The sequence below is a fragment of the Klebsiella sp. RCJ4 genome (genome assembly GCF_009025755.1).
Taxonomy (GTDB): Bacteria; Pseudomonadota; Gammaproteobacteria; order Enterobacterales; family Enterobacteriaceae; genus Klebsiella; species Klebsiella michiganensis.
This window is the reverse complement of record NZ_WCIN01000039.1, coordinates 106513-132011: the sequence shown is the minus strand read 5'-3', so window position 1 is coordinate 132011 and position 25499 is coordinate 106513. Positions and strand designations below refer to the sequence as shown.

Genomic DNA, 25499 nt, shown 5'->3' with positions numbered 1-25499 from the left:
CCAGGCGCAGGCATTCATGCGGCATCAGGCCGCAGAAGGCCTATCCCTGCTCGCCCATCATCTCTTTCACCAGCTCCACGCAGCGCAGGAAGCGGGCATCGTAGTCGGCCTCTTTCACATGCACAAAATCTATCTCGTTCTCCTTGAGCAACGACACCAGCAGCGTCTGAAACTCTTTGCGGTCCACCGAGCTGCCAAGGCTACGCAAACCATCGGCCACCCACGGCGTGTTGTTTTCCAGCAGGATGACCAGGTCAAAACGATACTCGTCGATCAGCGCCTGCACAAAGGGGTGTTCCCGCCCTTCGTACTTGAGACAGAACGCCTGGGTGCTGACAAAGTCCGTGTCGATGAACGCCACCTTATTGGCATACTTCACCGCGAAATCAATATACTGCGCGTGGCCGAGGGCAATCTTGTCGTAGTCGGAATATTGCAGCGCCATCTCATCGCCGCCGAGGTGCGAAAAGACGTAGTCGCGGCCATACTCCCAGGCGCTGGTGGTATTAAAGATATTGGATAGCTTATTCACCAGCGTCGACTTACCGCTCGATTCACCGCCCAGGATCGCCACCGTGCGCACGAAAAACGGCTTCACTTCGGTAGGAATATATTCCCAATAGCGGAACGGGTTTTCACGAATCTGCCCGCCGCTGATGTTCATAAAGGTGCGTTTAGGATCGATGAGTACGGTTTCAATTCCCAGATGATCCAGATACTGCGGCGCGTCGCCCTCTTCCGAGGTGTAGATCCAGTTAGGCTCAATGCCCTTCTCGTTCATAAAGGCGCGAATCCCGCGGCTCCAGACGTCCCAGCCGTGCGGATAAGGTTCCATTCCCTCTTCATTGAAGGCGTGGATGCGGATATTTTTCTGGTACTTGAAGGTCTGCAGCAGCCAGCGCAGGCGATCGGGCACGGTCGGCTGCTGCGACATCGCGCTCTTTTCAAACAGCTCGCGGTCGCGGGGATCGTCGTAGCCCATAATGATGTGCAGCTCATCGACCTGGCTACAGGCGCGCTGAATCAAATAGATGTGGCCGGTATGCAGCGGGTAAAACTTACCAAATACCACGCCAACGCTTTTTTGCCGACGCGGAAACTCCAGCCCGAGAAACCGGTGCAGCGCTTCCAGCTTCTGCGCGCTGGGGCTTTTAATTTTCGCGTTCAGCAGCTGGCTCAGATAGCCTTTTGTCATCCCGCTGGCGTCAGCTACCTGCTGTAGCGTACACCCCTTCTGCTTAATGGCGCTTTTTAAATAGTCAAATGACGACATCGCGAGTCTCCTTTTAACTTATTATAAGTCGTCAAAGACGCTAAGTGCGTCCGCAAGCTTTTTCACGCCAAAGATTTGCATCCCTTCCGGCACTTTTTTCGGCACATTGGCTGCCGGAACAATCGCCCGACGAAAACCATGCTTAGCCGCTTCTGAAATACGCTCCTGGCCGCTCGGCACCGGGCGAATCTCGCCTGCCAGACCCACTTCGCCGAAAACCACCAGGTCCTGGGGCAGCGGACGGTCGCGCAGGCTGGAAACCATCGCCAGCAGCAGCGCCAGATCGGCGCTGGTTTCGGTGACCTTCACCCCACCAACGACGTTGACGAAGACGTCCTGGTCGGCCATTTGCAGACCGCCGTGACGATGCAGAACCGCCAGCAGGATCGCCAGACGGTTCTGCTCCAGCCCCACCGCCACGCGGCGCGGGTTGGACATCATCGAGTGATCGACCAGCGCCTGGATCTCCACCAGCAGCGGTCGCGTGCCTTCCCAGACCACCATCACCGAACTGCCGGAAGTCACTTCGTCACCGCGGCTCAGAAAGATAGCCGAGGGGTTGCTCACTTCACGTAGCCCCTGCTCGGTCATGGCGAATACGCCCAGCTCGTTGACCGCGCCGAAGCGGTTTTTATGACTGCGCAGGGTGCGGAAACGAGAATCGGCGTCGCCGTCGAGCAGCACGGAGCAGTCGATACAGTGCTCCAGCACTTTCGGCCCGGCCAGCGAGCCGTCTTTGGTCACGTGGCCGACCATGACGATAGCCACGCCGCGCGTCTTGGCAAAGCGCGTTAAATAGGCCGCCGTTTCGCGCACCTGGGCCACGCTGCCCGGCGACGACTGTACGTCGGCCATATGCATCACCTGGATGGAGTCGATAACCATCAACTGCGGCTTTTCTTCATCGGCAATCTGGCAAATCTGCTCAATGCTGGTTTCTGACAGCATATTGAGGTTAGCCGTCGGCAGGCCTAAACGGTGAGCGCGCATCGCCACCTGCTGAAGCGACTCTTCCCCGGTGACGTAGAGCGTTTTCATACCTTCGGCGAGCTTACACAGGGTTTGCAGCAGCAGAGTCGACTTACCCGCGCCGGGGTTGCCGCCGATCAGAATCGCGCTCCCCGGCACCACGCCGCCGCCGAGCACGCGGTCAAACTCTTTAAAGCCGGTCGAAAAGCGCGGCAGCGCTTCGAGGCTGATATCGGAGAGCTTCTGCACTTTCGATACGCCGGCATTACCGGCATATCCTGACAGACGTTCGTTTCTTGCCACCTGGGGCGAAGCGGCAATACGCATCTCGGTTATGGTATTCCAGGCATGACAGGCGCTGCACTGCCCCTGCCAGCGCGGATAATCCGCACCGCATTCATTACAGACAAATGCGCGTTTTGGAGCTTTCGCCACGTTAACCTCTTACTTTTGATTCATGCTGCCGGAGAGAATACAGAATACTCCCATCAGGTCAGCGTGGCGGATTGTCACTTCCGCCAGTTCATTAACTTTGGGCTTAGCATGATAGGCGATGCCGAGTCCTGCCGCTTTAATCATCGGCAGATCGTTTGCGCCATCGCCAATGGCGACGGTTTGCGCCGGCGGGATCTCATACTTTTCCGCCAGTTTACGCAGCGTATTGGCTTTGTATTTCGCATCGACGATATCGCCGATAACGTTGCCGGTCAGCTTACCGTCCATGATCTCCAGTTCGTTGGCGACCACCGCGTCGAGATGCAGCTTGTCGCGCAGATACTCGGCAAAGAAGGTGAAGCCGCCGGAGGCGATCGCCACTTTCCAGCCGAGCGTTTCCAGCTTCAGCACCAGCTGGGTCAGGCCCGGCATCAGCGGCAGCGTTTCCCGCACCTGCAGCAGAATATTGGCATCGGCATCTTTCAGCGTCGCCACCCGCTGGCGCAGGCTGGCGGTAAAATCAAGTTCGCCGCGCATCGCGCGCTCGGTCACTTCAGAGACCAGCTCGCCGGTACCGGCCAGTTTGGCGATTTCATCAATGCACTCAATCTGAATCGCCGTCGAGTCCATATCCATGACCAGCAGCCCCGGCGTACGTAAATGCGGGATTTTACCCAGCGGCGCGACGTCAAAACCGGCCTCATGGGCCAGACGGGTCGCCCGTAGCGTTAAAGAACCAGCCAGCCGAATCACCTGATAGTCGTCAACCGCCCAGGAGGCAACAATCACCAGGGCCGCCCCCAGTTCGCGCTGCCACTCGGTCAGGCGACGCTTGTTAAGACCGCGGCCATACAGCAGCCAGCCGCTGCGTCCGGCGTGATAATCCAACGGCATGACCTCATCACCGCTCAGGGAAAGCGGCAATCCAGGCCACTGGGAAACATCTTCAGGCAGGTCGCACCAGGTCAAACTGTTTGGCATCACGGCTCCACATAACTTCATTCAGGCGAGGAAAATAACGCATGAGGCTACCTTGTAACCAGCGCTTCTGGCAACATTAAGCTGCAAATTTTCAAAGGTGGAATATGGTACGCGCAAAACTTAAATTCCGGCTGCATCGCGCGGTGATTGTTCTGATCTGTCTCGCGCTCCTCGTCGCCCTGATGCAGGGGGCCTCATGGTTCAGCCAGAACAGCCAGAAGCAGCGCAATCCGCAGCTGGAAGAGCTGGCCCGCACGCTCGCCCAGCAGGTCACGCTCAACCTGGCGCCGCTGATGCGTAGCGAAACGCCCGACGAAAAGCGGATTAGCCAGCTGCTGGATCAGCTTACCCATAAAAGCCGGATCCTCGACGCCGGCGTATATGACGAACAGGGCGACCTGGTGGCGCGTTCCGGCGAAAGCGTCGAGGTACGCGATCGGCTGGCGCTGGACGGTAAAAAAGCCGGCGGCTACTTCAACCAGCAAATCGTCGAACCTGTTCAGGGTAAAAACGGCCCGCTCGGCTACCTGCGCCTGACGCTGGATACCCATACCCTGGCCACCGAAGCGCAGCAGGTCGATAATACCACCAATATCCTGCGTCTGATGCTGCTGCTATCTCTGGCCATCGGTGTCGTCCTGACGCGCACCCTGCTGCAGGGTAAACGTACCCGCTGGCAGCAATCGCCTTTCCTGCTCACCGCCAATAAGCCGGTGCAGGATGAAGATAAAGATGAATCAGAATAAGGAAATCGCCATGACCACGCTGCGCCTGCTGCTCTCCGACTCTTACGACCCCTGGTTCAATCTGGCGGTTGAGGAGTCTATTTTTCGCCAGATGCCCGCGACTCAACGGGTGCTGTTTCTCTGGCGCAATGCCGATACGGTGGTCATTGGCCGCGCGCAGAACCCGTGGAAAGAGTGCAACACCCGACGTATGGAAGAAGATAACGTGCGCCTGGCCCGTCGCAGCAGCGGCGGCGGCGCGGTATTCCACGATCTGGGCAATACCTGCTTTACCTTTATGGCCGGCAAACCGGAGTACGATAAAACCGTTTCCACAAATATCGTGTTGACGGCGCTGAATGCGCTGGGCGTAGCGGCGGAAGCCTCGGGCCGCAACGATCTGGTGGTCAAAACCGCCGAAGGCGACCGCAAGGTCTCCGGTTCCGCCTATCGCGAAACGATGGATCGCGGCTTTCACCACGGTACGCTGCTGCTGAACGCCGATTTAAGCCGCCTGGCCAACTACCTCAATCCCGATAAGAAGAAGCTGCAGGCCAAAGGCATTACCTCCGTGCGCGGACGGGTAGCCAATCTGGTCGAGCTGCTGCCGGGCATTACCCATCAGCAGGTTTGCGAGGCGATTCAGGAGGCGTTCTTCGCCCATTACGGCGAGCGCGTGGAGGCCGAAGTGATCTCTCCGGAGAAAATGCCGGACCTGCCGAATTTTGCCGCGACCTTTGCCCGCCAGAGCAGCTGGGAGTGGAACTTTGGCCAGGCTCCGGCCTTCAGCCATCTGCTGGATGAACGTTTTACCTGGGGCGGCGTAGAGCTCCATTTCGACGTCGAAAAAGGCCATATCACGCGCACGCAGATTTTTACCGACAGCCTCAACCCGGCGCCGCTGGAAGCGCTGGCCGCCAGGCTGCAGGGATGCCTCTACCGCGCGGATATGCTGCAGCAGGAGTGCGATGCATTACTCGTGGATTTCCCGGAGCAGGAGAAAGCGCTGCGGGAGCTCTCGGCATGGATTGCCGGCGCGGTACGCTAACGTGCGGTCACCCCGGCCCTCTCCCATAGGGAGAGGGCCAAAGAGATGATTACTCTTTATCGCCCAGCAGAACGGATTCCAGCGCGATTTTAATCATGTCGTTGAAGGTCGTCTGACGTTCAGCGGAGCTGGTCTGCTCGTGGGTACGGATGTGGTCGGAGACCGTGCAGATGGTCAGCGCTTTCGCACCAAATTCCGCCGCGACGCCGTAGATGCCGGCCGCTTCCATTTCCACGCCCAGGATGCCGTATTTTTCCATCACGTCGAACATTTCGCCGCCGTCCGGCGCATAGAACAGGTCAGCGGAGAAAATGTTGCCCACGCGAGCGTCAACGCCCAGCGCTTTTGCCGCGTCAACCGCGTTACGCACCATGCCAAAGTCGGCAATCGCCGCAAAGTCGTGGTCCTTAAAACGCATACGGTTAACTTTAGAGTCGGTGCAGGCACCCATGCCGATAACCACGTCGCGCAGCTTAACGTCCATACGCACCGCGCCGCAGGAGCCGACGCGAATGATTTTTTTGACGCCGAAGTCGGTGATCAGCTCTTTTGCGTAAATGGAGCAGGATGGGATCCCCATGCCGTGACCCATAACGGAAATTTTGCGGCCTTTGTAGGTACCGGTGAAGCCCAGCATACCGCGCACGTTATTCACTTCGCGGACATCTTCAAGGAACGTTTCTGCAATGTGCTTCGCGCGCAGCGGGTCGCCAGGCATCAGCACAACGTCAGCGAAATCGCCCATTTCTGCGTTAATGTGTGGAGTAGCCATCGTTAAATCCTTCTGAATGTTTTACCTGATGGCGGCTATGCCTAATCAGGTCGACAAAAAAGGCCCGGCGAGCGAGGCTCACCGGGCAAATAATCACAGCATGTTTTTGCCGTATTCCATCGGAGACGTACCGAAGTACGTTGCCAAGGTCTGGCCGATATCGGCGAAGGTTTCGCGGTGACCCAGCGAACCCGGCTTCACTTTCGGGCCATAGATCAGCACCGGAATGTGCTCGCGGGTATGGTCGGTACCGGTCCAGGTCGGGTCGCAGCCGTGGTCGGCGGTCAGGATCAGAATGTCATCTTCCCCGACCAGTTCCATCAGCTCCGGCAGACGGCGATCGAACAGCTCCAGCCCTGCGGCATAGCCTGCAACGTCGCGGCGGTGGCCCCAGGAAGAGTCGAAGTCCACGAAGTTGGTGAAGACGATGGTCTCGTCTCCCGCTTCTTTCATCTCTTTGATGGTGGCGTCAAACAGCGCATCCAGGCCGGTCGCCTTCACCTTTTTGGTAATACCGCAGTTGGCGTAGATATCGGCGATTTTACCCACCGATACAACCTGGCCCTTTTTCTCGTCGACCAGCTTCTGCAGCACCGTCGGCGCCGGCGGCTCAACGGCCAAATCGTGGCGGTTACCGGTGCGCTGGAAGTTGCCGGCTTTGTCGCCGATAAACGGACGCGCGATAACGCGACCGATGTTGTAGCCGCCTTCGGTCAGCTCTTCACGCGCGATTTCACACAGCTCGTACAGCTTATCGAGACCAAAGGTCTCTTCATGACAGGCAATCTGGAATACCGAGTCAGCGGAGGTATAGAAAATCGGCTTGCCGGTTTTCATATGCTCTTCGCCCAGCTGGTCGAGGATAACGGTACCGGAAGAGTGGCAGTTGCCGAGGTAGCCCGGAAGGTTTGCGCGCTTAACCAGTTTATCCAGAAGTTCCTGCGGGAAGCTGTTTTCATGCTCGGGGAAGTAGCCCCAGTCAAACAGAACCGGCACGCCGGCGATTTCCCAGTGGCCTGACGGGGTGTCTTTACCGGAAGAGAGCTCATGCGCCCATGCGTAGGCGCCGATAACGTCCGCGCTGCCGTCCATACCGGCGGCAATTTTACCGGTAGAACCCTCATGGGCTTTAACCAGCCCCAGACGGGTCAGATTCGGTAGATTGAGCGGGCCTTTGCGGCCGTTGTCAGCCTCGCCTTTGGCACAGGCTTCTGCAATATGGCCCATGGTGTCTGAACCGACGTCGCCAAAGCGATCGGCGTCTTCAGTCGCACCGATGCCGAATGAGTCCAGCACCATAATAAATGCACGTTTCATATTATTCTCCGTACCTTTTGCGCTGCAAAAAAGCGATCAGATCAGTATATAACTATTCGGTGATACGACGATAGACCGTCGGCGTCATTTCAGGCGCTTTATCGTCAAGTTTAATGGCCGCTTTCACGGCTTTGGCCGCTTCCTGCCAGCTGTTTTCATCTTTAGCATGGATAACCGCCAGCGGCTGCTGCGCGTCGATACGCGCGCCGAGGCGAACCACGTCGGTGAAACCGACGCTGTAATCAATCAGATCCGATGCCTGACGGCGACCGCCGCCCATTGATACCACCGCCATGCCCAGCGCGCGGGTGTCCATTTCGGCGACAAACCCTTCGCCTTCGGCATAGACGGCTTTGCTCAGCATCGCGGCCGGCAGATACTTATCGTAGTTTTCCACGAAGTCGTTCGGCCCTTTTTGCGCCGCCACCATCCGGCCGAAGACTTCTGCGGCTTTACCGTTATCCAGCACCGCCTGTAGCTTCGCCCGCGCGTCGGCGTCATTCTGCGCCAGCTTGCCGGAAATCAGCATCTCGACGCACAGCGCCATCGTCACCTCAAGCAGCCGCGGATTGCGGTACTCGCCGGTGAGGAACTGCACGGCTTCACGCACTTCCACCGCATTACCGGCGCTGGAAGCCAGCACCTGGTTCATATCGGTTAACAGCGCGGTCGTCCGCACGCCGGCGCCGTTGGATACCCCGACGATCGCTTCGGCCAGCGCGGCGGAAAGCTCATAAGTAGGCATAAAGGCGCCGCTGCCGACTTTGACATCCATCACCAGCGCGTCCAGGCCTTCCGCCAGCTTCTTGGCGAGAATGGAGGCGGTGATCAGCGGGATAGAGTCCACCGTTGCGGTGATATCGCGCGTGGCGTAAAAACGTTTGTCCGCCGGCGCCAGAGAGCTGGTCTGCCCGATAATCGCGACGCCGACATCTTTAATGATTTCACGGAAGCGGCTATCGTCCGGGAAAATATCGAACCCAGGAATCGCTTCCAGCTTGTCGAGCGTACCGCCGGTGTGCCCGAGACCGCGCCCCGAGATCATCGGGACATAGCCGCCGCAGGCCGCGACCATCGGCCCCAGCATCAGCGAGGTCACATCGCCTACGCCGCCGGTAGAGTGTTTATCGACGATCGGGCCATTGAGATTAAGACTCTTCCAGTCGAGAACGGTCCCTGAATCCCGCATCGCCATGGTCAGCGAAACGCGTTCCGGCATAGACATATCGTGGAAAAAAATGGTCATCGCCAGCGCGGCGATCTGCCCTTCTGAGATGGTGTTGTCGCGGATGCCGTTGATGAAAAAACGAATCTCTTCATCGCTCAGCGCATGACCATCACGTTTTTTACGAATAATTTCTTGTGCGAGAAACAAGATAACCTCCCGAGGAAAGAGTCAAAGGCCAACCACAGGCCGGACAGCATCCGGCCTTGAGGTCAGGCAAATTACGTATTAGTAGCTGCTGGCGCTCTTACCATCGCCGTGACCCAGCGCTTTCAGCAGGCTTGCCAGCAGGCTGGAAGCGCCAAAGCGGTAGTGACGAGAGTCGGCCCAGTCGGCACCGAACAGTTCATCGGCAATAGCGAGGAACTTTTGCGCGTCTTCTGCGCTACGCACGCCGCCCGCCGGTTTGAAGCCGACGCTCTGCTGAACGCCCATATCGCGGATGACTTCCAGCATGATGCGCGCGCTTTCCGGGGTCGCATTGACCGGAACTTTACCGGTAGACGTTTTGATAAAATCGGCACCGGCTTTGATGGCGATTTCAGATGCTTTACGAATCAGCGCTTCTTCTTTCAGCTCACCGGTTTCGATAATCACTTTCAGCAGCACGTTTGCCGCCGCGCAGGCTTCTTTACAGGCTTTCACCAGGTCAAAACCCACCTGTTCGTTGCCGGCAATCAGCGCGCGGTAAGGGAATACGACGTCAACTTCGTCTGCGCCGTAAGCTATCGCCGCGCGGGTTTCCGCCAGCGCAATAGCAATATCATCGTTACCGTGCGGGAAATTGGTCACCGTCGCGATCCGGATATCCGGGGTACCCTGCTCGTTCAGCGTTTTACGCGCGATCGGGATAAAGCGCGGGTAGATGCATACTGCGGCAGTATTCCCTACCGGCGTTTTGGCCTGGTGGCACAGCGCGATCACTTTTTCATTGGTGTCGTCATCGTTCAGGGTGGTCAGGTCCATCAGTTTCAACGCGCGCAGGCTGCTTGCCGTTAAATCAGTCATTTCATACTCCGACGGCGTATTGCCGTATTAAAGTTGGTTCACCTTGCGAGTCTGTTACTATTGTAACATCCCCTCGCCGTTACACTTCGATATACATCACAGTTAATGAAAACTAATTACTAATTTGCATTACTGTAGAGTGATATGAATCACATAATAAATCCCTGTGCATGCTCCCCGAAGGCCAGACTCTCTTTAAGCATAATCAGGAATCTCAGCATCGAGGAAATGTTATTATTGTAACATACCCGTGCGGTAAACCTCGATATCAGCGCGGACATTTTGTGCGAAAAAATGCCAGATGCATCATGAGTTATTGATAAAGAGATAATTATTAAATGATAGGATTTTAACACGCAGAGGAGAGTTCCCCGCGGCGGCGGTGCCGCGGGGTAGGGTCGTGATTAACGACGGCGCTATAGCGCGAGGAAGACGCCCGCTATCGTGGCGCTCATCAGATTAGACAGCGTCCCCGCCGCCACGGCCCGCATGCCCAGCTGGGCAATTTCCTGGCGGCGATTAGGCGCCATGCCGCCCAGTCCGCCAATCAGAATCGCAATGGATGACAGATTGGCAAAACCGCACAGGGCAAACGAGATGATGGCCTTGGTGTGGGTTGAAATCACCTGCAAACCGGCGGCTGCGACCTCGGCGTCGGCTTTCAGGTATTCACCGAAATTCATGTAGGCCACAAACTCGTTGATAATCAGCTTCTGGCCGATAAACGAGCCGGCAACGGTGGCCTCATTCCACGGAACGCCAATCACCCACGCCAGCGGCGAGAAGACCCAGCCGAGGATCATTTGCAGCGACAGATCCGGATGGTTAAACCAGCCGCCCACGCCGGAGAGAATACCGTTAACCAGGGCAATCAGCGCGATAAACGCCAGCAGCATCGCCCCGACGTTAAGCGCCAGCTGCATCCCGGAAGCCGCGCCGGACGCGGCGGCATCCAGCACGTTCGCCGGCGCCTGCGGATCGGCGTCGTTTTTGTCCATCGCCGGGTTGTCCCGGGGCTGCTCGGTTTCGGGCACGATAATCTTCGCGAACAGCAGGCCGCCCGGCGCCGCCATAAACGAAGCGGCAATCAGGTATTCCAGCGGTACGCCCATCTGCGCGTAACCGGCCAGAACGGAGCCCGCGACCGAGGCCAGGCCCCCGCACATCACCGCGAAGAGCTCGGAACGGGTCATAGTGGCGATATATGGACGCACCACCAGCGGCGCTTCGGTCTGGCCAACGAAGATGTTCGCCGTGGCAGAGAGCGATTCCGTGCGCGAGGTTTTCAGTACCGCCCGCAGCGCCCCGCCGAGAATGCGGATAACAAACTGCATGATGCCGAGGTAATAAAGCACGGCGATCAGCGACGAGAAGAAGACGATGACCGGCAGGACGCGCAGGGCAAAAACAAACCCGCCGCCGCCGAAGACTTCAAACATCTTGTCGGAAACCAGCCCGCCAAAGATAAAACCGATCCCTTCATTGCCGTAAGCAATCACGTTGGCAACGCCGTTCGACATGGCCAGCAGCGCGGTGCGCCCGGCCGGCACGTAGAGAATTAACGCGCCGATCCCCACCTGGATAATCCAGGCGCCGAGGACGGTACGCAGGTTGATGGCTTTTCGATTACTGGAGAGGAGCACAGCGATGGCTAACAGCACCACCATGCCGATAAGTCCCATGATAATTTGCATACAGAGTCCCTGTGTATTGAGAGTTCAGCCTTAAAACCCCGCGATTATAACGGCATGAAACCATCATGCTCATTTCAGCTCACACATTTTAAGCAAAACAATGAGATAAAAAGGCAGGAATGAGACACAGGTCACTCAGCAAAGCGCTACGGAAGCGCAAAAAGCGCATTTGTATTATCAATCAGGGTATTCGCTATCTCTTCCGCGGGCTCAGAGCGTAGCTCACATAAGGTGGAGAAGACGCGAGCCGCCCGTTCCGGCCTGTTCGGCTGCCCCTGGAAACCGTTCAACGGCATATCCGGCGCATCGGTCTCCAGCAGCAGCGCCGAAAGCGGCAGCTGCGCGATCACACCGCGGGTCTTACTGGCGCGCGGATAGGTAATGGTACCGCCAACGCCAATCTTGTAGCCCAGCTGCACAAACCGCTCCGCCTGCTGAAGGCTACCGGCAAAACCGTGCACTACGCCGGTTCGCGGTAAAGCGTGCTTTTTCAGCAGCATCGCCAGCTTGTCGTGAGTGCGTCTGGAATGGAGGATCGCCGGCAAATCGTAGCGTTTCGCCAGCCGCATCTGCGCCTCAAATACAGAAACCTGACGCGCAAACTGCGGATCTTCCCGATAGAGATCGAGACCGATCTCCCCAACCGCGACCAGCTTAGCGTCGCGTTTCGCCAGGCAGGCTTCAAGCCGTTCAAGACTCTCTGCGCTATGCCGTTCAATCGCTATCGGGTGGAGGCCTAAGGCGGCGTAGAGCGCATCATATTTCTCCGCCAGCGCTAACACGCGGGCGAAGTTAACCGCTTCTGTCGCAGGTACCACGATCTGCGTCACGCCAGCCTCCGCCGCCCGGGCAATGCTGGCGCTTTCGTCGCCGGTGAAAGGGGGAAAATCGAAATGGCAGTGGGTATCAATAAATCGTAGGGTCACGCCAGGTCCTCATTTTCAAAGCTGGCATCATTGGCCTGCACCGCCGCGATGACCGGCGCCTGAGGGATCTCATTGGCCACCGGCGCTGGCGGAATAACGACCGTTTTCGGTACCGCAATACGCGGCGCATGGCGCAGCAGCGGCGGTCTGTCGGCCAGCAGTTTACCGACGGTAGCGAGAAAGTAGCGCCCGCACTGGCGTCCGGTCTTGTAGTCCTCCAGCAACGCCGGAAGACGGCTGCCTAACGCCATACTCTTCAACGGTTTCTGCGGATAAATTTCCAGAATTCTCAGCTTACCCGGCGGTTTTTCAATGAACTCTTGCGTGGAGCGATAGGTGGTTTCGTGATGCTGCACCAGATTCACAAACGGCTGCAGACTACTTTCGCCAAGCCAGCGCTCCATCCGTTTAAACCACTGCGGCGTGTAGTACATCTGGGACGGAACGGTGCGGATCACCACGATGGTTTGCGCCCCTCGACGGGCCGCTTCCTGTACGGGGATCGCATCGCTGACGCCGCCGTCAAGATAGCTCACGCCATCCAGCAGCACGCCGCTGCGGTAAAAACCGGGAATGGCGCTGGAGGCGCGAATCAGGTCAAGCCAGGTCTGCTGAGTGGGGGAAAAGTAGTTTGGCGTGTAATCATCGCCGCGACAGGCGCACATCCAGAACTCTTTTCCCTGAGCAAAACAATCTTCAGCATAGGCCATCGCCAGCGGCATCTTTTTCGAGGTGGTGTCGACCAGCCAGTCAAGATCGATAAGATTCCCGCCGCGCACAAAACGCATCGGGTCGAAAAACTCGCGGGCGGTGGTGTAGCGGGTGATCACTTTGCGGGCATAGCCGGGCTGGTTGCACAGATAGGCCGAGAGATTTTGCGCCCCGGCAGAGGTACCGAACATCATGTCGAACGGGTTGAATCCCGCGCGCATAAATTCGTCCAGTACCCCGGCGGTAAAAATCCCTCTCTGCCCCCCGCCTTCGCACACCAGTGCGAGCCTGCCCGGCTGGAAGGGTTTAACAGATAACGGCGTAATGTTGCCCAACGTAACGGGAATTCGCTGCCCCACCCTGCTTTCCTGTCTGGCTTATTATAAAAACAAAGGTAACGCAATTTTTAACGCCCTGAAACTGAGAAAGCCAGTCACATTGACTGGCTTTATGTAAGACGGTATTTCACGCGTTAACGTCTAGGGACGCCGACGGCCGGTGAACAGGCTGACCAGGAACAGGATAATACCGACAACGAAGACAATTTTCGCAGCCCAGGCAGCGGTACCCGCCAGGCCACCAAAGCCCAGAGCGGCGGCAATTAACGCGATCACCAGAAAAATAATGCCCCATCTAAACATACGTCTCTCCTTACCATAGTTAATGACGGTCGATTTTCTGCGCACTCAGGCCGCGCATACACAACCCTGTGGTGCTACACATCCTGCGGAAAGACCGCAGAATAAATTTTTTTAGTGAATAGATTTATTTGACGCTAAGGTCATTCTTCACGCTTTTGACGCCGGAAACGGCTTTCGCAATACCTTCCGCCCGCTCCGACTGCTTACTGGACTCTACCGTACCGGATAAATGTACAACGCCATCGGTGGTCTCCACCTTCACGTTACGCGACGGAACGATATCGTCAGCCAGTAATTTCGCTTTGATCTCGCTGGTCACCGCCGTGTCGCCGGCGTAGCCCTTCAGCGAAGCAGATTTTTCGTTCTGTACGCTAAGCTTGTCGTTAACGGAGGTCACGCCTTCAACCGCTTTCGCTACGCTAAGCGCCTGCTTATGCTGCTCTGAACTGTCAACCGTACCGCTTAACGTGACGACTTTGTTTTCAGTTTTCACAGAGATATCGGTGCTGCGAATATCTTTATGATCGATCAGCGCCGCTTTCACCCTGGCGGTGATGGTGCTGTCGTCCATAAAATTCCCGACTTTGTTCATCGAATTATCGACGGCTTGCCCGGCATTGCTTGCTGCAGATTTTGCGCTATCTGCGGTCGAGTTTTCCGCATACGCCGAAGCGCTGATTATTGCTGAGCCCAGGAAGAGGGCCAGGAGTGTCTTGCCGCTCTTAAGTTTTGTCATCGTTGTTCCTCGTTATATCTAAGCAGGTAAAGCAAAATAAGTAGTCTATTAAGCCAGGATTCCAAAAATTACTTATTAAATGTAGTAGATACGCGGAAGAGTGCGGCATGAACGGGTAAAAAAGCGCGCAAAACGGTAAGAATTAAGAACTTTCCAGAAAGGGCAATCTGAGGGGAAAATGGCGTGGAGCGCGGCGAAAACCGCGCTCCGGAGAGGATTAGTGCTCGCGGGTTTTACGGAACTGGACGTCAGGGTAACGTTCCTGCGTCAGGTTCAGGTTAACCATGGTCGGGGCGATATAAGTCAGGTTATCGCCGCCATCCAGCGCCAGCTGAATTTCGTTCTTACGCTTAAACTCTTCGAATTTCTTCGCGTCGCTGCATTCCACCCAGCGTGCGGTCGCGACGTTGACGGACTCGTAAATCGCCTCAACGTTGTATTCGCTCTTCAGGCGAGCCACAACCACATCAAACTGCAGCACACCCACCGCGCCAACGATCAGATCGTTATTGGCGATCGGACGGAACACCTGCACCGCCCCCTCTTCAGAGAGCTGAACCAGCCCTTTCAGCAGCTGTTTCTGCTTGAGCGGATCTTTCAGGCGAATGCGGCGGAACAGTTCCGGGGCGAAGTTCGGGATACCGGTGAACTTCATCATTTCACCCTGGGTGAAGGTATCGCCAATCTGAATGGTGCCGTGGTTATGCAGACCCAGGATATCGCCCGGATACGCCTCTTCCACATGCGAACGGTCGCCGGCCATAAAGGTCAGCGCGTCGGAGATCACCACGTCCTTGCCGATACGCACCTGGCGCATCTTCATACCCTTCTCGTACTTACCGGAAACCACGCGCATAAAGGCCACGCGGTCGCGGTGTTTCGGGTCCATGTTGGCCTGAATTTTAAAGACGAAGCCGGTGAACTTCTCCTCCGCGGCCTCCACGGTGCGGGTGTCGGTTTTGCGCGGCATCGGCGCGGGCGCCCACTCCACTAAACCGTCCAGCATATGATCGACGCCAAAGTTACCCAGCGCGGTGCCGAAGAATACCGGCGTAATTTCGCCCGCCAGGAACAGCTCTTTATCGAATTCGTTAGACGCGCCCTGCACCAGCTCCAGCTCATCGCGCAGCTGCTGCGCCAGGTCTTCACCCACCGCGGCATCAAGCTCCGGGTTATCCAGCCCCTTCACGATGCGCACTTCCTGGATGGTGTGGCCTTTACCGGTCTGATACAGGTAGGTTTCATCTTTATAAAGATGGTAAACGCCCTTGAACAGTTTGCCGCAGCCAATCGGCCAGGTGATCGGCGCGCAGCCGATTTTCAGCTCGTTTTCCACTTCATCCAGCAGCTCCATCGGATCGCGGATGTCGCGGTCGAGTTTGTTCATGAACGTCAGGATCGGCGTATCGCGCAGACGGGTGACTTCCATCAGCTTACGGGTACGATCCTCGACGCCTTTCGCGGCATCGATAACCATCAGGCAGCAGTCCACCGCCGTCAGGGTACGGTAGGTATCCTCGGAGAAGTCTTCGTGGCCCGGGGTATCCAGCAGGTTAACCAGGCAGTCGTGATACGGGAACTGCATCACGGACGTGGTGATGGAGATACCGCGCTGCTTCTCCATCTCCATCCAGTCAGATTTCGCATGCTGGCTGGAGCCGCGACCTTTCACCGTTCCGGCGGTCTGAATAGCCTGTCCGAATAACAGTACCTTTTCAGTAATGGTCGTTTTACCGGCATCCGGGTGAGAAATAATGGCAAAAGTGCGGCGCTTGGCCACCTCCTGCAAATAAGGAGACAACGTCATAATTCAATCTTCTTAGTAAACGCGGCAACGCGCCGCGCATGTTGAATACGAAAAAATTGCGGCTATTTTACCCATCAATGGGGGGGAGGCAATCAGTGTTTACACAGGAGTTGCTCCAGTTCGCTTAAAGAGGTGACCGTCCAGTCCGCGCGGAGGTCCGCGGGCAGTTCGCGCTGATGGGGGTTGAACCAGCAGGTCGCCAGCCCGGCATTCACGCCGCCGCGAATATCCGATTCCGCCGTATCGCCAACCATCAGCACCCGCGAACGATCGGGATTGCCCGCCTGCGCCAGCGCATAGTCGAAAATACGCGCATCCGGCTTAGCCACCCCAACCTCTTCGGAAATAATGAGCAAATCAAAGTGATCGCGCAGTCCGGTACGTTCAAGACGCGTCTGCTGCAGTGAGGTAAAACCGTTGGTGATGATGCCCATTTTTACCTTCCCCTGCAGCGAATCAAGCAGCGATACCGCTCCCGGCAGCGGCGAGCAGATCTCCGCCATCGCGTTCATAAACGCGGCGTTCAGCTCGCCGGGAGGGACGTTCAGGCGTTCCGCCCAACCGTCAAAGCGCTGATGCTGCAGCTGAAGAGAGGTAATGGCGCCGTTTTGATAATCCACCCATAGCGGCTTATTCACGGCCTGGTAGTCCTGAAAATCCTCTGCGGAGAACGTCACGCTATAGTCGAGAAACATCCGCTGTAGGCCGCTAAATGAGTCAAACGTAAATAACGTTTCGTCGGCATCAAAGAAAATCCAGTCCCACTTCATCGTATCACCTTGTCTTACATACTGATTGGCAGTGCCATTATGATGGCGTCCTCACGTCCGTCGACCGTGGGGTAATAGTTGCGGCGAATCGTCGCCTCGTTAAAGCCTAAGCTTTCATAGAGCGCGATGGCGGCGACGTTAGACGCGCGCACCTCCAGCCACAGCGTGACGACGCCGCGTTTTTCAACTTCATCAATCACCCGTTCCAGCAGCGCCCTGCCCAGACCGCGACGCTGAAAAGCGGGGTCGACGGCAATATTGAACAGCGTCGCTTCGTCGAGCACGATTTGCGTAATGGCAAAGGCCGCCATCACGCCGTCCACGGACAGTTGAAGATTCAGATAGCGCTCGCCCTGATTACTGGCAAACGTCTGTTCGCTCCACGGAAAAGCGTGGGCGCGCGTTTCAATTTGCCAGGCGCGGGGCAAATCAGCCGGGTTGAGGGTAGAAATCGTGTTCATGTGCGCAAATCTGTTGCCAGAGCGCCATGCGAGCAGGCGTGCTGGTCTGAAGTTCATCGAAAGCGGGCGTGGAAAGCTGTGCGCCCGCCAGCAGCAGCGGCGCGTCGGTGCCCAGCCGCCAGCTATTACAGCGTGCGTCCTGAGGCAGCATCGCAACGCGTTCAGGCGTCAGCTGCATCACCTGCTCCGGCATCAGGGCCAGCGCGCGCAGAATATCGCTGATAAGCGGTTCGGTCAGCGATGGCGGTTCTTCCGCCACCATCACCAGACGAATGTGTCCAGGAAGCGAGATAGCGATTTCACCCTGTAACGCCCCAGGACGACGTAGCGACCACTGGGTGATGCCCAGCTGCTGTAATTGCCAGTCTCGTCGGGATGTCATAGCGAAACACTCCTGTTAATTAAGCGCGCAATATAGCAAATCCGTCGTATCTGCGCCAACAAACTACGCGGCGGTCGGAGCGCATCCCGCCGCCAACAAAGAGGCAGGCCGAAAGATAACGTGTATAATCGGCGCCAGTCTTAATGAAGGAGTGTTTCATGTCCGCTTTTACCCCGGCAAGTGAAGTCTTGCTGCGCCACAGTGATGATTTCGAGTCCGCCCGCGTTCTGTTTGCCGGTGACCTGCAGGATGACCTGCCCGCACGTCTGGACACGGCCGCCAGCCGCGCCCATACCCAGCAGTTCCACCACTGGCAGGTACTGAGCCGCCAGATGGGCGAAAATGCCCGCTATAGCCTGGTCGCAGAGGCCGGCGATGTCGCCGATTGCGATACGCTGATTTACTACTGGCCAAAGAACAAACCGGAAGCGCAGTTTCAGCTGATGAACCTGCTTTCGCTGCTGCCGACCGGTATTGATATTTTCGTGGTTGGCGAGAACCGCAGCGGCGTACGCAGCGCCGAGCAGATGCTGGCGGAATATGCGCCGCTGAGCAAAGTCGACAGCGCGCGCCGCTGTGGGCTGTATCACGGTCGCCTGGAAAAACAGCCCGCGTTCAATGCAGAACAGTACTGGGGCGAGTATTCGCTGGATAATCTGACGATTAAAACGCTGCCGGGCGTCTTCAGCCGCGATGGCCTGGATGTCGGTAGCCAGCTGCTGCTTTCCACGCTGACGCCGCATACCAAAGGTAAAGTGCTTGATGTCGGCTGCGGCGCTGGCGTGCTGGCAACCGTGCTGGCCAGCCACTCGCCTAAAGTCCGCCTCTCGTTGTGCGACGTCAGCGCCCCGGCAGTTGAAGCCAGTCGCGCCACACTGGCCGCTAACGGCATCGAAGGGGAAGTGTTCGCCAGCAACGTGTTCTCTGAAGTGAACGGCCGCTTCGACATGATTATCTCCAACCCGCCTTTCCACGATGGTCTACAGACCAGCCTGGAGGCCGCGCAAACGCTGATTCGCGGCGCCGTTCGTCATTTGAACAGCGGCGGCGAGCTGCGCATCGTCGCTAACGCCTTCCTGCCCTATCCGAACGTGCTGGATGAGATCTTCGGCTTCCATGAAGTGATTGCCCAAACGGGCCGCTTTAAGGTCTACCGGACGGTGATGACCCGTCAGGCGAAGAAATAATCCCGCGTTTTTTCGGCGCCAGCAGACGCTGGTCGCCGATGTTTTTCCTCTCTGACCGTCCATTTTTGCAACAATCAATCCAACTGATACAATTAACTATTGACGAATAGCTGAAAACCACTAGAATGCGCCTCCGTGGTAACGATACTTTCATAGTGTCGATGGTATGCGAAGGTGGCGGAATTGGTAGACGCGCTAGCTTCAGGTGTTAGTGTCCTTACGGACGTGGGGGTTCAAGTCCCCCCCCTCGCACCAATATTCTTACCCTTCCGTTTTATCCCATCAGCTTCAAATTCATTATTACCAGCATCATCCCACTGACCAGCGCCACGCATGATGGCAGCAGAACAAAGTGCCTTAGCTGACGGTGCCAAATCATCACCGCTGACATGAGCATTCCCAGCGTCACCAATCCGCGCCAGGCATCTACCGACAAATCGGCAAACCCGAGGACGGCAATCAGTACGCCAGGGATCAACACGCCCCACCCACTCCCTAAAGTTCGCTGCAACATGTTTTCGCCTCTTACAACGATAATGATAACCAATATCATATGATAATTTTTATCATTTGTCATCCCAGGAAAATAGCGCGTCCTTATTCTTTACGTTTGTGGTAATGACATACATTCATGAAGGTGATAAATTAAGCGGCAAAAAAATAATATATTAAATTATCTGATTATTTCGTAAAAACCTTATTTTGCGCACTGTTTTTTATTATTCACTTCAAACTAACATCACATTGAATTTTAACGATTAATAATGACAACTCCGACATGACTGCACAATCCTGGCGCTCCCATTACGAACAGAAATATCAGTATTCCTTACGGCTATTTTTACTGCTTAATTTAGTTTCATCCGTCTTATCCCTTGTCAGCCCGCTCTTTACCGTCATCACTTTTACATTACCCTGTTTTCTGATAGTTGCCTGCAGCACGGTCCTGCTGCTATGGCACTGTAAATTCTCTCAGCACAAAATAAATATTCCGGTTATTTCTCTGCTATTTGGCCTGCTTTGGGCGTGGCACGTTGCGCTAAAAGCAATGGTGATGGGGCCGCCGCATTTTAACTACCTGGTGATCGCCTTATTAAGCGTGTTATTTATTGGCACCATTGCTTTTTCCAGCAATATCATTGGCTTTACTTTGCACTCTTTACCCACATACCTTATCTGCCTGATTCTTGGCGGAGGAGAACAATGGCTGCGCATGTCCTGGTGCTTTCTGTTGCCTATTGCCGGTATCACCCTGCAAAGCCTTATTCAGAAACGCAGCGATGTATTCACGCAGGGGCTCATGGATAAGCTGCTGAAGGAACGCAATACCCTTAACGATCTCAGTATGTTGGATCCGCTTACCGGTTTGTATAATCGCCGGGGCTTACAAAACCGGCTGGACACCATTCTTTCTCTCGACGGCGCCGGGCATTACGTTCTGCTGCTGGACATTGATCATTTCAAAGCCTACAACGACCACTACGGGCATATGATGGGCGACCAGGCTTTGATTCAGGTCTCCGCCGCCATTCGTAACGCCGTGCGCTCGCGTGACATCGTTGCCCGCTTTGGCGGCGAGGAGTTTATGGTACTGTTGACCAGCAGCAGTGCGGAAAACGCTCTTCAGGCCGCAGAGCGCATCCGCCAGCGGGTCTACGATCTGAAAATCCCGCATATGTTTAATGAAAGCGTCGCGACCAACGTGACCATCAGTATCGGCATGACGCCGCTGATGGATGCGGATATCGACAGCGCGCTGAAACGGGCGGACAACGCGCTCTACGAAGCCAAAAATATGGGACGTAACATTATTCTCACCAGCTAGGCCTTTACCGCGCGGCAGGCGTCGCCGCGCGGACAAATCTCTTGCCAAGCCGGTGCCGCGGCATTAGTATCAGAAATCATTATCATTTAGATTTGTATCTGGCACCCGATGGCTTACCGTTCACTCGCATTCAACAATGAGATCATCTGGCGGGCTCCGCTCCCTTCGGCTGAGCGTGAACTGGCGAACGCAATACGGGACAAAATTACCGCGTTACGTCCGCATTTGCTGGATTTTATCCGTCTGAATGAAGAAGCCCCTCATCATGCCCTCACCCTGGCTGAGTGGTCGCAGCCCGCGACGCTGAGTTCGTTAATCGCGACGTATTCTGACCATATTTATCGCAACCAGCCCGGGCAAGCCCGTGAGCAAAAACCGCTGCTATCCCTCTGGGCACAATGGTACATCGGTTTATTGGTGCCCCCTTTAATGCTGGCGCTGTTGAGTGAAGAACGCGCCGTTAGCCTGGCGCCGGAGCATTTTCGCGTCGAGTTTCATGAAACAGGCCGTGCCGCCTGTTTCTGGATTGATATCCATTCAGCAGGTACTTCCCCGGCAGAATCCGCGCAGTCCCGGATGGAAAAGCTGGTCACCACCGCTTTGCAACCCGTGGTGCAGGCGCTTGAAGCCACTGGCGATATCAATGGCAAACTTATCTGGAGCAATACGGGTTATTTGATTAACTGGTATCTCGGGGAAATGAGAACCCTGGTCGGAGATGAAAAAGTGGCCGCGCTGCGTCAGCTCTTCTTCTTCAACAAACAGCTATCAGGCGGTGAGGATAACCCGCTGTGGCGTACGGTGGTTTTACGTGAAGGGCAGCTCGTGCGCCGCACCTGCTGCCAGCGCTATCGCCTGCCGGACGTACAGCAGTGCGGGGACTGTACGCTGAAATAATCGATGGTGAAAACAAACGGGCGGCTATTCAGCCGCCCGTTTGTTTTTATGCCGTTTGCTGACTCTCTTCCGCCATGCGCTGCGCCTCTTCGGCCTCCTGCGCGAGCAGCTGTTTCTCGTACACCTTGAAGAATGGGAAGTAGATAATCGCCGAAACGCAGGCCAGGACGACCACCAGAATCGCCGCCCGGAAATCCCACCCCAGCGCCCACGCGCCGCCAATCGGCGCCGGAGCAGTCCACGGTACAACCGAAATCACCCGGCCGATAAGATCCAGCTTCATTGCCGCCCAGGCCAGTACGGCGTTAACCATCGGCGCCAGCAGGAAGGGAATAAAGAATACCGGGTTCATCACGATAGGGGTGCCAAAAATAACCGGCTCGTTGATGTTAAACAGGCTTGGCACCACGCTCAGACGGCCAATCGAACGCAGATGCGCGGAGCGGCTGCGCAGATAGCAGAATACCAGCCCCATCGTCGCCCCTGAACCGCCAATCACAATAAAGAATGTCCAGAACGCTTCCATAAAGATATGCGGCAGCGGAGCCCCCTGAGCCAGGGCCTGCTGGTTCATGCCGAGGTTAGTGAGCCAGAACATTTGCAGCATGCCGGAAACAATGGCCGCACCGTGGATCCCCGCAAACCACAGCAGGTGGCCCACCAGAACCGCCAACAAAATTGCGGGTAAGGAGTCCGCTGCGGAAACCAGCGGCTTAAAGATAGCCATAATCGCCTGAGGGATCAGCATATCAAAATGATGCTGAATAAGCAGGCTCAGGGGATAGAGCGTCAGGACGACAACCAGTACCGGGATCAACAGATCAAACGAGTTTTTGATCATCGGCGGCACCTGATCCGGCAGGCGAATACCGATATTATGCGCCTTCAGGAAGCGCATCATTTCAACGCAGTAGACCGCCACCAGAATCGCCGTAAATATGCCCGTTCCTCCCAGGCTATCTACCGGCAGGCTGCCGTTCGTTTTTGGCGCCGCCACCAGCAGGAAGGCCATAATCGACAGCATGGCGCACATAAAGGGGTCGAGCTGATTGGTTTTTTCGTAATGCTTGCCGAGGTTATAGGCGATCGCGGCACAAATATAGATCGACATAATGCCCATCGTCATATCGAACGGCGTCAGAATTCGCCCTTCAAACTCTTTTGCCAGATCCAGCCAGGCGCGGGCAAATCCCCATGTGGTATCCGGTGAAAACGGCGGATACGCAAATACCAGCAGAAAAGAGCCGACAATCATAAACGGCATGGCGGAGATAAAACCGTCGCGGATTGCCATAACGTGGCGCTGAGACGAGATGCGTCCGGCGACAGGGCTGATGTAATTTTCTACGAAGCGAAATATCAGATTAAATGCAGCATGGTTAGCAGACATAGCAGCCCTCCTGACAGGCTAGATGAACAGGCCCAACAACGATTATCTTGCCGTTATGATGAACCCGCTTCGGCGAGAGGGTTACCCAATCGGGTAGCCTGCTGGCCCGACTGCTCAACCAGGTTCGATTCATCTTCGGCTCTTTGTTATAGGTGACGCAGGGAAGTTACCTTGTCAGTATTCCTGTCTCCGTGAATAACCGCAACCGGTTACAGTAACCGGTTGCGGTGAATGTGAAGGAGATCCAGAAATTAAAAAGAATCTTGATTCTCTACCATGGATATTTACACTTTGCGAAGCTTGTGACAGATTTTTAACAAGCCTTAATCAGGAGATTCCAATGAGTCTGCAGTCCGTGCGGCAGTTTTTTACTGACCACGCCCCCGATATCGAAATCATCGAACTTACTCAGAGCACGGCCACGGTAGCGTTAGCCGCAGCGGCGCATAACGTTGAACCCGGGCAAATCGCCAAAACCCTGTCTTTAAAAATAAAAGAAAGGGTTGTTCTCGTTGTCGCGAAAGGCGATGCACGCCTGGATAATAAAAAGCTAAAGGAAGCCTTTGGCGCCAAAGCCCGTATGCTAAGCAGCGATGAGGTCATTACGCTGACGGGACACCCCATTGGCGGCGTCTGCCCATTTGGCCTGGAAGTTCCGCTGGCTGTGTACTGCGATATCTCACTGAGGCAGTACCCGGAAGTGCTGCCAGCAGCAGGTTCAATATATAGCGCCGTTCGTATTTCACCTGAACGGTTGGCGCAGCTGACTGATGCTAAGTGGATTGACGTGTGTCTTTAACAGACCGCTGAGGCTACTGAGCAAGGCGCATCACCGTGGCATCATCATTATTCGCCGACAGGCGCATAAGAATGTCTGCCGCGCTCAGTAGTCCCATATCAGAACTCACGCCGAGCTTGGTCATGGCGTTAAACTTATGGGCCCGAATCGTTTTGATATTGCGTTCCAGCTGCGTCGCTATTTCCGGCAACGAGTAGCCATAAGACATATATCGCAGGATGGTATGTTCCGTTGGGCTCAAAAGTTGGCTATAGATACTCTGCTTTTGGCTTAACGAGCTCTCATTCGCCGGATAGCTACGCTCGAGAAGCTGAAGCAAGCACTCCTGCAGCTGTAGCCGACAGGCCGATTTATTCAAAATACCGTGTAAGCGAGAAGGCGTCAGATGGCTGACCAAACGCATTTCCGCTTCATCATTAGCTAAGATAATTCTTTGCGTGTCGGGACAATAACGCGCGATCTCATGAAGAAAGAGCAAGCTTTCAAGTCGGGATCTGCGGTTACCTGAAAGTGAAAAAATAATCGCAGAAAAATCTCTCGCCTGAAACTCCCGTTTTAACGCCATCGTATCTTTAAAGAACTGAATACGATAATTCTTACCACTTTCATTAATTAATATGTGGCGAAGCGCCACTTCTGTCATCGCACATTTCTCTACGATAGCGACATATCTTGTTGTGAGGTCTTTTTCCATTCTGTTTGATCTCCATAGGCTGAATAAATATTCAGCTCCTTCATTCCCTGTGCACTATTAATCCAGGCATACATCTCTGCATTACTACGCAAAGATAAGCGGCGCATAGCACTATTTTTCTGCGCACTTATGGTTTTATTGCTCTTCTTCAATAAAGCAGCAATTTGATTAATTCCCCATCCTTTTGCAAGAAGTCTCAACACTTTACGCTCAGAAAGAGTCAGAATAACCAGCTTTTGCGGTTCTTCATCGATGCGTTCTACCTCAGGAGAGAACAACGTCTGGCTAATTCGTTCAGCGGCAAGTCCACCCGCGCGCACAACCTCAATGAGACGTTTTACCGGCTCGCTGTCCGAAATTAATGTACTTTCAGGACGCATTAATAATTGAACAGCTAACGGAAAACAGGCGTTGCCTACCATAAAGACCCAGTGTATATCCCTGTATTGAGTCATTAAAGAGTAGTAATGTTCGCAAATATTTCTTGGATGCTCTATTTCACCGGACAAGTCAGCAATGACTAACACTGCACGACGCAGCTGCAGCAGGGTTAGCTCATCCTGAGAACGACAAAAACTCAATTCATAATCAGGGAGATGCTCCCCAACGATGGCTTTTAAGCCGGACTGCATAACCGGTATTCTGCTGATAATAATGCCGAACTTACCTTGTCCTGGTAACATAAACCCTCCGCTTCCTGTCGAAGACTCACCGCCGGCGGAAAAACAATTGGATGCATAATTTAATAGTCATCGTAATTATTTTGCCCAAATGAATCTTTATCATCCCTGGCGGGTGCGCGATATCGCACCCTAAAGCCAACTTA

At 55.3% G+C, this 25499-nt stretch carries 26 protein-coding genes and 1 tRNA gene; 7 read left to right on the top strand and 20 right to left on the bottom strand.

The genetic code is table 11. The features are described from left to right. Positions 1-40: 40 nt before the first annotated feature. Genes nadR through serB form a run of 3 tightly spaced genes read right to left on the bottom strand, consistent with a single transcriptional unit; the run spans position 41 to position 3658 of the window. Entirely contained in the window at positions 41-1273 is a 1233-nt protein-coding gene (nadR, locus tag F8562_RS16960; RefSeq protein ID WP_004098414.1) for a multifunctional transcriptional regulator/nicotinamide-nucleotide adenylyltransferase/ribosylnicotinamide kinase NadR, read from the bottom strand. A 21-nt stretch (positions 1274-1294) separates the two neighbouring features. Next, positions 1295-2677, bottom strand: a complete 1383-nt coding sequence (gene radA / locus F8562_RS16955; protein ID WP_004098408.1) for a DNA repair protein RadA — start codon at positions 2675-2677, stop codon at positions 1295-1297. 9 nt (positions 2678-2686) lie between these two features. Then, the gene (serB, locus tag F8562_RS16950) at positions 2687-3658 is read right to left on the bottom strand and encodes a phosphoserine phosphatase (RefSeq protein WP_014227836.1); all 972 of its coding nucleotides are present in this window, start codon (positions 3656-3658) and stop codon (positions 2687-2689) included. Between the two features lie 104 nt (positions 3659-3762). On the opposite strand from serB, the gene F8562_RS16945 reads away from it, so the two are divergent. Together F8562_RS16945 and lplA are read left to right on the top strand one after the other, a co-directional pair. Next, positions 3763-4404 (top strand): YtjB family periplasmic protein, encoded by a 642-nt coding sequence (locus F8562_RS16945; protein WP_014227835.1) that lies wholly within the window; start codon positions 3763-3765, stop codon positions 4402-4404. 10 nt (positions 4405-4414) lie between these two features. Continuing rightward, positions 4415-5431 carry a lipoate--protein ligase LplA gene (gene lplA, locus F8562_RS16940; protein WP_042934273.1) on the top strand — a complete coding sequence of 339 codons (1017 nt, stop codon included), beginning with the start codon at positions 4415-4417 and terminating at the stop codon, positions 5429-5431. 49 nt (positions 5432-5480) lie between these two features. Here lplA and deoD read toward each other — a convergent pair whose 3' ends face one another. The 13 genes from deoD to F8562_RS16875 all read right to left on the bottom strand — a co-directional run bounded on the left by deoD (position 5481) and on the right by F8562_RS16875 (position 17881). Further along, a complete protein-coding gene (gene deoD, locus F8562_RS16935) occupies positions 5481-6203 on the bottom strand; it encodes a purine-nucleoside phosphorylase (protein WP_004098401.1) in 723 nt (240 codons plus the stop codon). A 93-nt stretch (positions 6204-6296) separates the two neighbouring features. After that, positions 6297-7520: a phosphopentomutase gene (gene deoB / locus F8562_RS16930; RefSeq protein ID WP_014837353.1), complete on the bottom strand. Its 1224-nt coding sequence runs from the start codon at positions 7518-7520 to the stop codon at positions 6297-6299. 52 nt (positions 7521-7572) lie between these two features. Beyond that, positions 7573-8895, bottom strand: coding sequence for a thymidine phosphorylase (gene deoA, locus F8562_RS16925; protein WP_014227832.1), 1323 nt, complete (start codon positions 8893-8895; stop codon positions 7573-7575). Between the two features lie 78 nt (positions 8896-8973). Then, positions 8974-9753 carry a deoxyribose-phosphate aldolase gene (gene deoC, locus F8562_RS16920; protein ID WP_014837351.1) on the bottom strand — a complete coding sequence of 260 codons (780 nt, stop codon included), beginning with the start codon at positions 9751-9753 and terminating at the stop codon, positions 8974-8976. 416 nt (positions 9754-10169) lie between these two features. After that, positions 10170-11447, bottom strand: a complete 1278-nt coding sequence (locus F8562_RS16915; protein WP_014837350.1) for a NupC/NupG family nucleoside CNT transporter — start codon at positions 11445-11447, stop codon at positions 10170-10172. A gap of 146 nt (positions 11448-11593) precedes the next feature. Next, positions 11594-12373 (bottom strand): metal-dependent hydrolase, encoded by a 780-nt coding sequence (locus F8562_RS16910; RefSeq protein ID WP_014227829.1) that lies wholly within the window; start codon positions 12371-12373, stop codon positions 11594-11596. After that, positions 12370-13443, bottom strand: a complete 1074-nt coding sequence (locus F8562_RS16905) for a patatin family protein (RefSeq protein WP_004128693.1) — start codon at positions 13441-13443, stop codon at positions 12370-12372. Before F8562_RS16905 ends, F8562_RS16910 begins: the two co-directional genes overlap by 4 nt. Before the next feature lie 120 nt (positions 13444-13563). Then, positions 13564-13725, bottom strand: coding sequence for a DUF1328 domain-containing protein (locus F8562_RS16900; RefSeq protein ID WP_003856556.1), 162 nt, complete (start codon positions 13723-13725; stop codon positions 13564-13566). 124 nt (positions 13726-13849) lie between these two features. Beyond that, a complete protein-coding gene (gene osmY / locus F8562_RS16895; protein WP_014227828.1) occupies positions 13850-14461 on the bottom strand; it encodes a molecular chaperone OsmY in 612 nt (203 codons plus the stop codon). A 217-nt stretch (positions 14462-14678) separates the two neighbouring features. After that, the gene (gene prfC, locus F8562_RS16890) at positions 14679-16268 is read right to left on the bottom strand and encodes a peptide chain release factor 3 (protein WP_004098388.1); all 1590 of its coding nucleotides are present in this window, start codon (positions 16266-16268) and stop codon (positions 14679-14681) included. Positions 16269-16360: 92 nt separating this feature from the next. Next, positions 16361-17038 (bottom strand): pyrimidine 5'-nucleotidase, encoded by a 678-nt coding sequence (gene yjjG / locus F8562_RS16885; protein WP_004098385.1) that lies wholly within the window; start codon positions 17036-17038, stop codon positions 16361-16363. A gap of 14 nt (positions 17039-17052) precedes the next feature. After that, the gene (gene rimI, locus F8562_RS16880) at positions 17053-17499 is read right to left on the bottom strand and encodes a ribosomal protein S18-alanine N-acetyltransferase (protein WP_004098383.1); all 447 of its coding nucleotides are present in this window, start codon (positions 17497-17499) and stop codon (positions 17053-17055) included. Beyond that, positions 17468-17881 carry a DNA polymerase III subunit psi gene (locus F8562_RS16875; protein ID WP_014837349.1) on the bottom strand — a complete coding sequence of 138 codons (414 nt, stop codon included), beginning with the start codon at positions 17879-17881 and terminating at the stop codon, positions 17468-17470. The genes rimI and F8562_RS16875 overlap by 32 nt, the downstream gene beginning before the upstream one ends. A 158-nt stretch (positions 17882-18039) precedes the next feature. On the opposite strand from F8562_RS16875, the gene rsmC reads away from it, so the two are divergent. Both rsmC and F8562_RS16865 read left to right on the top strand, forming a co-directional pair. Further along, on the top strand, positions 18040-19068 hold the full coding sequence (gene rsmC / locus F8562_RS16870; RefSeq protein WP_014227826.1) for a 16S rRNA (guanine(1207)-N(2))-methyltransferase RsmC: 1029 nt from the start codon (positions 18040-18042) through the stop codon (positions 19066-19068). Positions 19069-19236: 168 nt separating this feature from the next. Next, positions 19237-19323 (top strand) — tRNA-Leu (locus F8562_RS16865). Between the two features lie 19 nt (positions 19324-19342). Here the strand turns inward: F8562_RS16865 and F8562_RS16860 are convergent. Further along, entirely contained in the window at positions 19343-19582 is a 240-nt protein-coding gene (locus F8562_RS16860; protein ID WP_014227825.1) for a DUF1435 domain-containing protein, read from the bottom strand. Between the two features lie 264 nt (positions 19583-19846). On the opposite strand from F8562_RS16860, the gene F8562_RS16855 reads away from it, so the two are divergent. Both F8562_RS16855 and fhuF read left to right on the top strand, forming a co-directional pair. Further along, on the top strand, positions 19847-20893 hold the full coding sequence (locus tag F8562_RS16855; RefSeq protein WP_014227824.1) for a GGDEF domain-containing protein: 1047 nt from the start codon (positions 19847-19849) through the stop codon (positions 20891-20893). Between the two features lie 108 nt (positions 20894-21001). Beyond that, a complete protein-coding gene (gene fhuF, locus F8562_RS16850; protein WP_014227823.1) occupies positions 21002-21790 on the top strand; it encodes a siderophore-iron reductase FhuF in 789 nt (262 codons plus the stop codon). A 46-nt stretch (positions 21791-21836) separates the two neighbouring features. Here the strand turns inward: fhuF and F8562_RS16845 are convergent, their stop codons facing one another. Continuing rightward, on the bottom strand, positions 21837-23180 hold the full coding sequence (locus F8562_RS16845; protein ID WP_014227822.1) for a PTS sugar transporter subunit IIC: 1344 nt from the start codon (positions 23178-23180) through the stop codon (positions 21837-21839). Positions 23181-23520: 340 nt separating this feature from the next. On the opposite strand from F8562_RS16845, the gene F8562_RS16840 reads away from it, so the two are divergent. Continuing rightward, positions 23521-23979, top strand: coding sequence for a YbaK/EbsC family protein (locus F8562_RS16840; protein ID WP_014227821.1), 459 nt, complete (start codon positions 23521-23523; stop codon positions 23977-23979). Positions 23980-23992: 13 nt separating this feature from the next. Here the strand turns inward: F8562_RS16840 and bglJ are convergent, their stop codons facing one another. After that, on the bottom strand, positions 23993-24673 hold the full coding sequence (bglJ, locus tag F8562_RS16835) for a DNA-binding transcriptional activator BglJ (RefSeq protein WP_032692987.1): 681 nt from the start codon (positions 24671-24673) through the stop codon (positions 23993-23995). Then, complete coding sequence (locus tag F8562_RS16830; RefSeq protein WP_014227819.1) at positions 24634-25356, bottom strand: helix-turn-helix transcriptional regulator; 723 nt, start codon at positions 25354-25356, stop codon at positions 24634-24636. Before F8562_RS16830 ends, bglJ begins: the two co-directional genes overlap by 40 nt. Positions 25357-25499 lie beyond the last annotated feature (143 nt).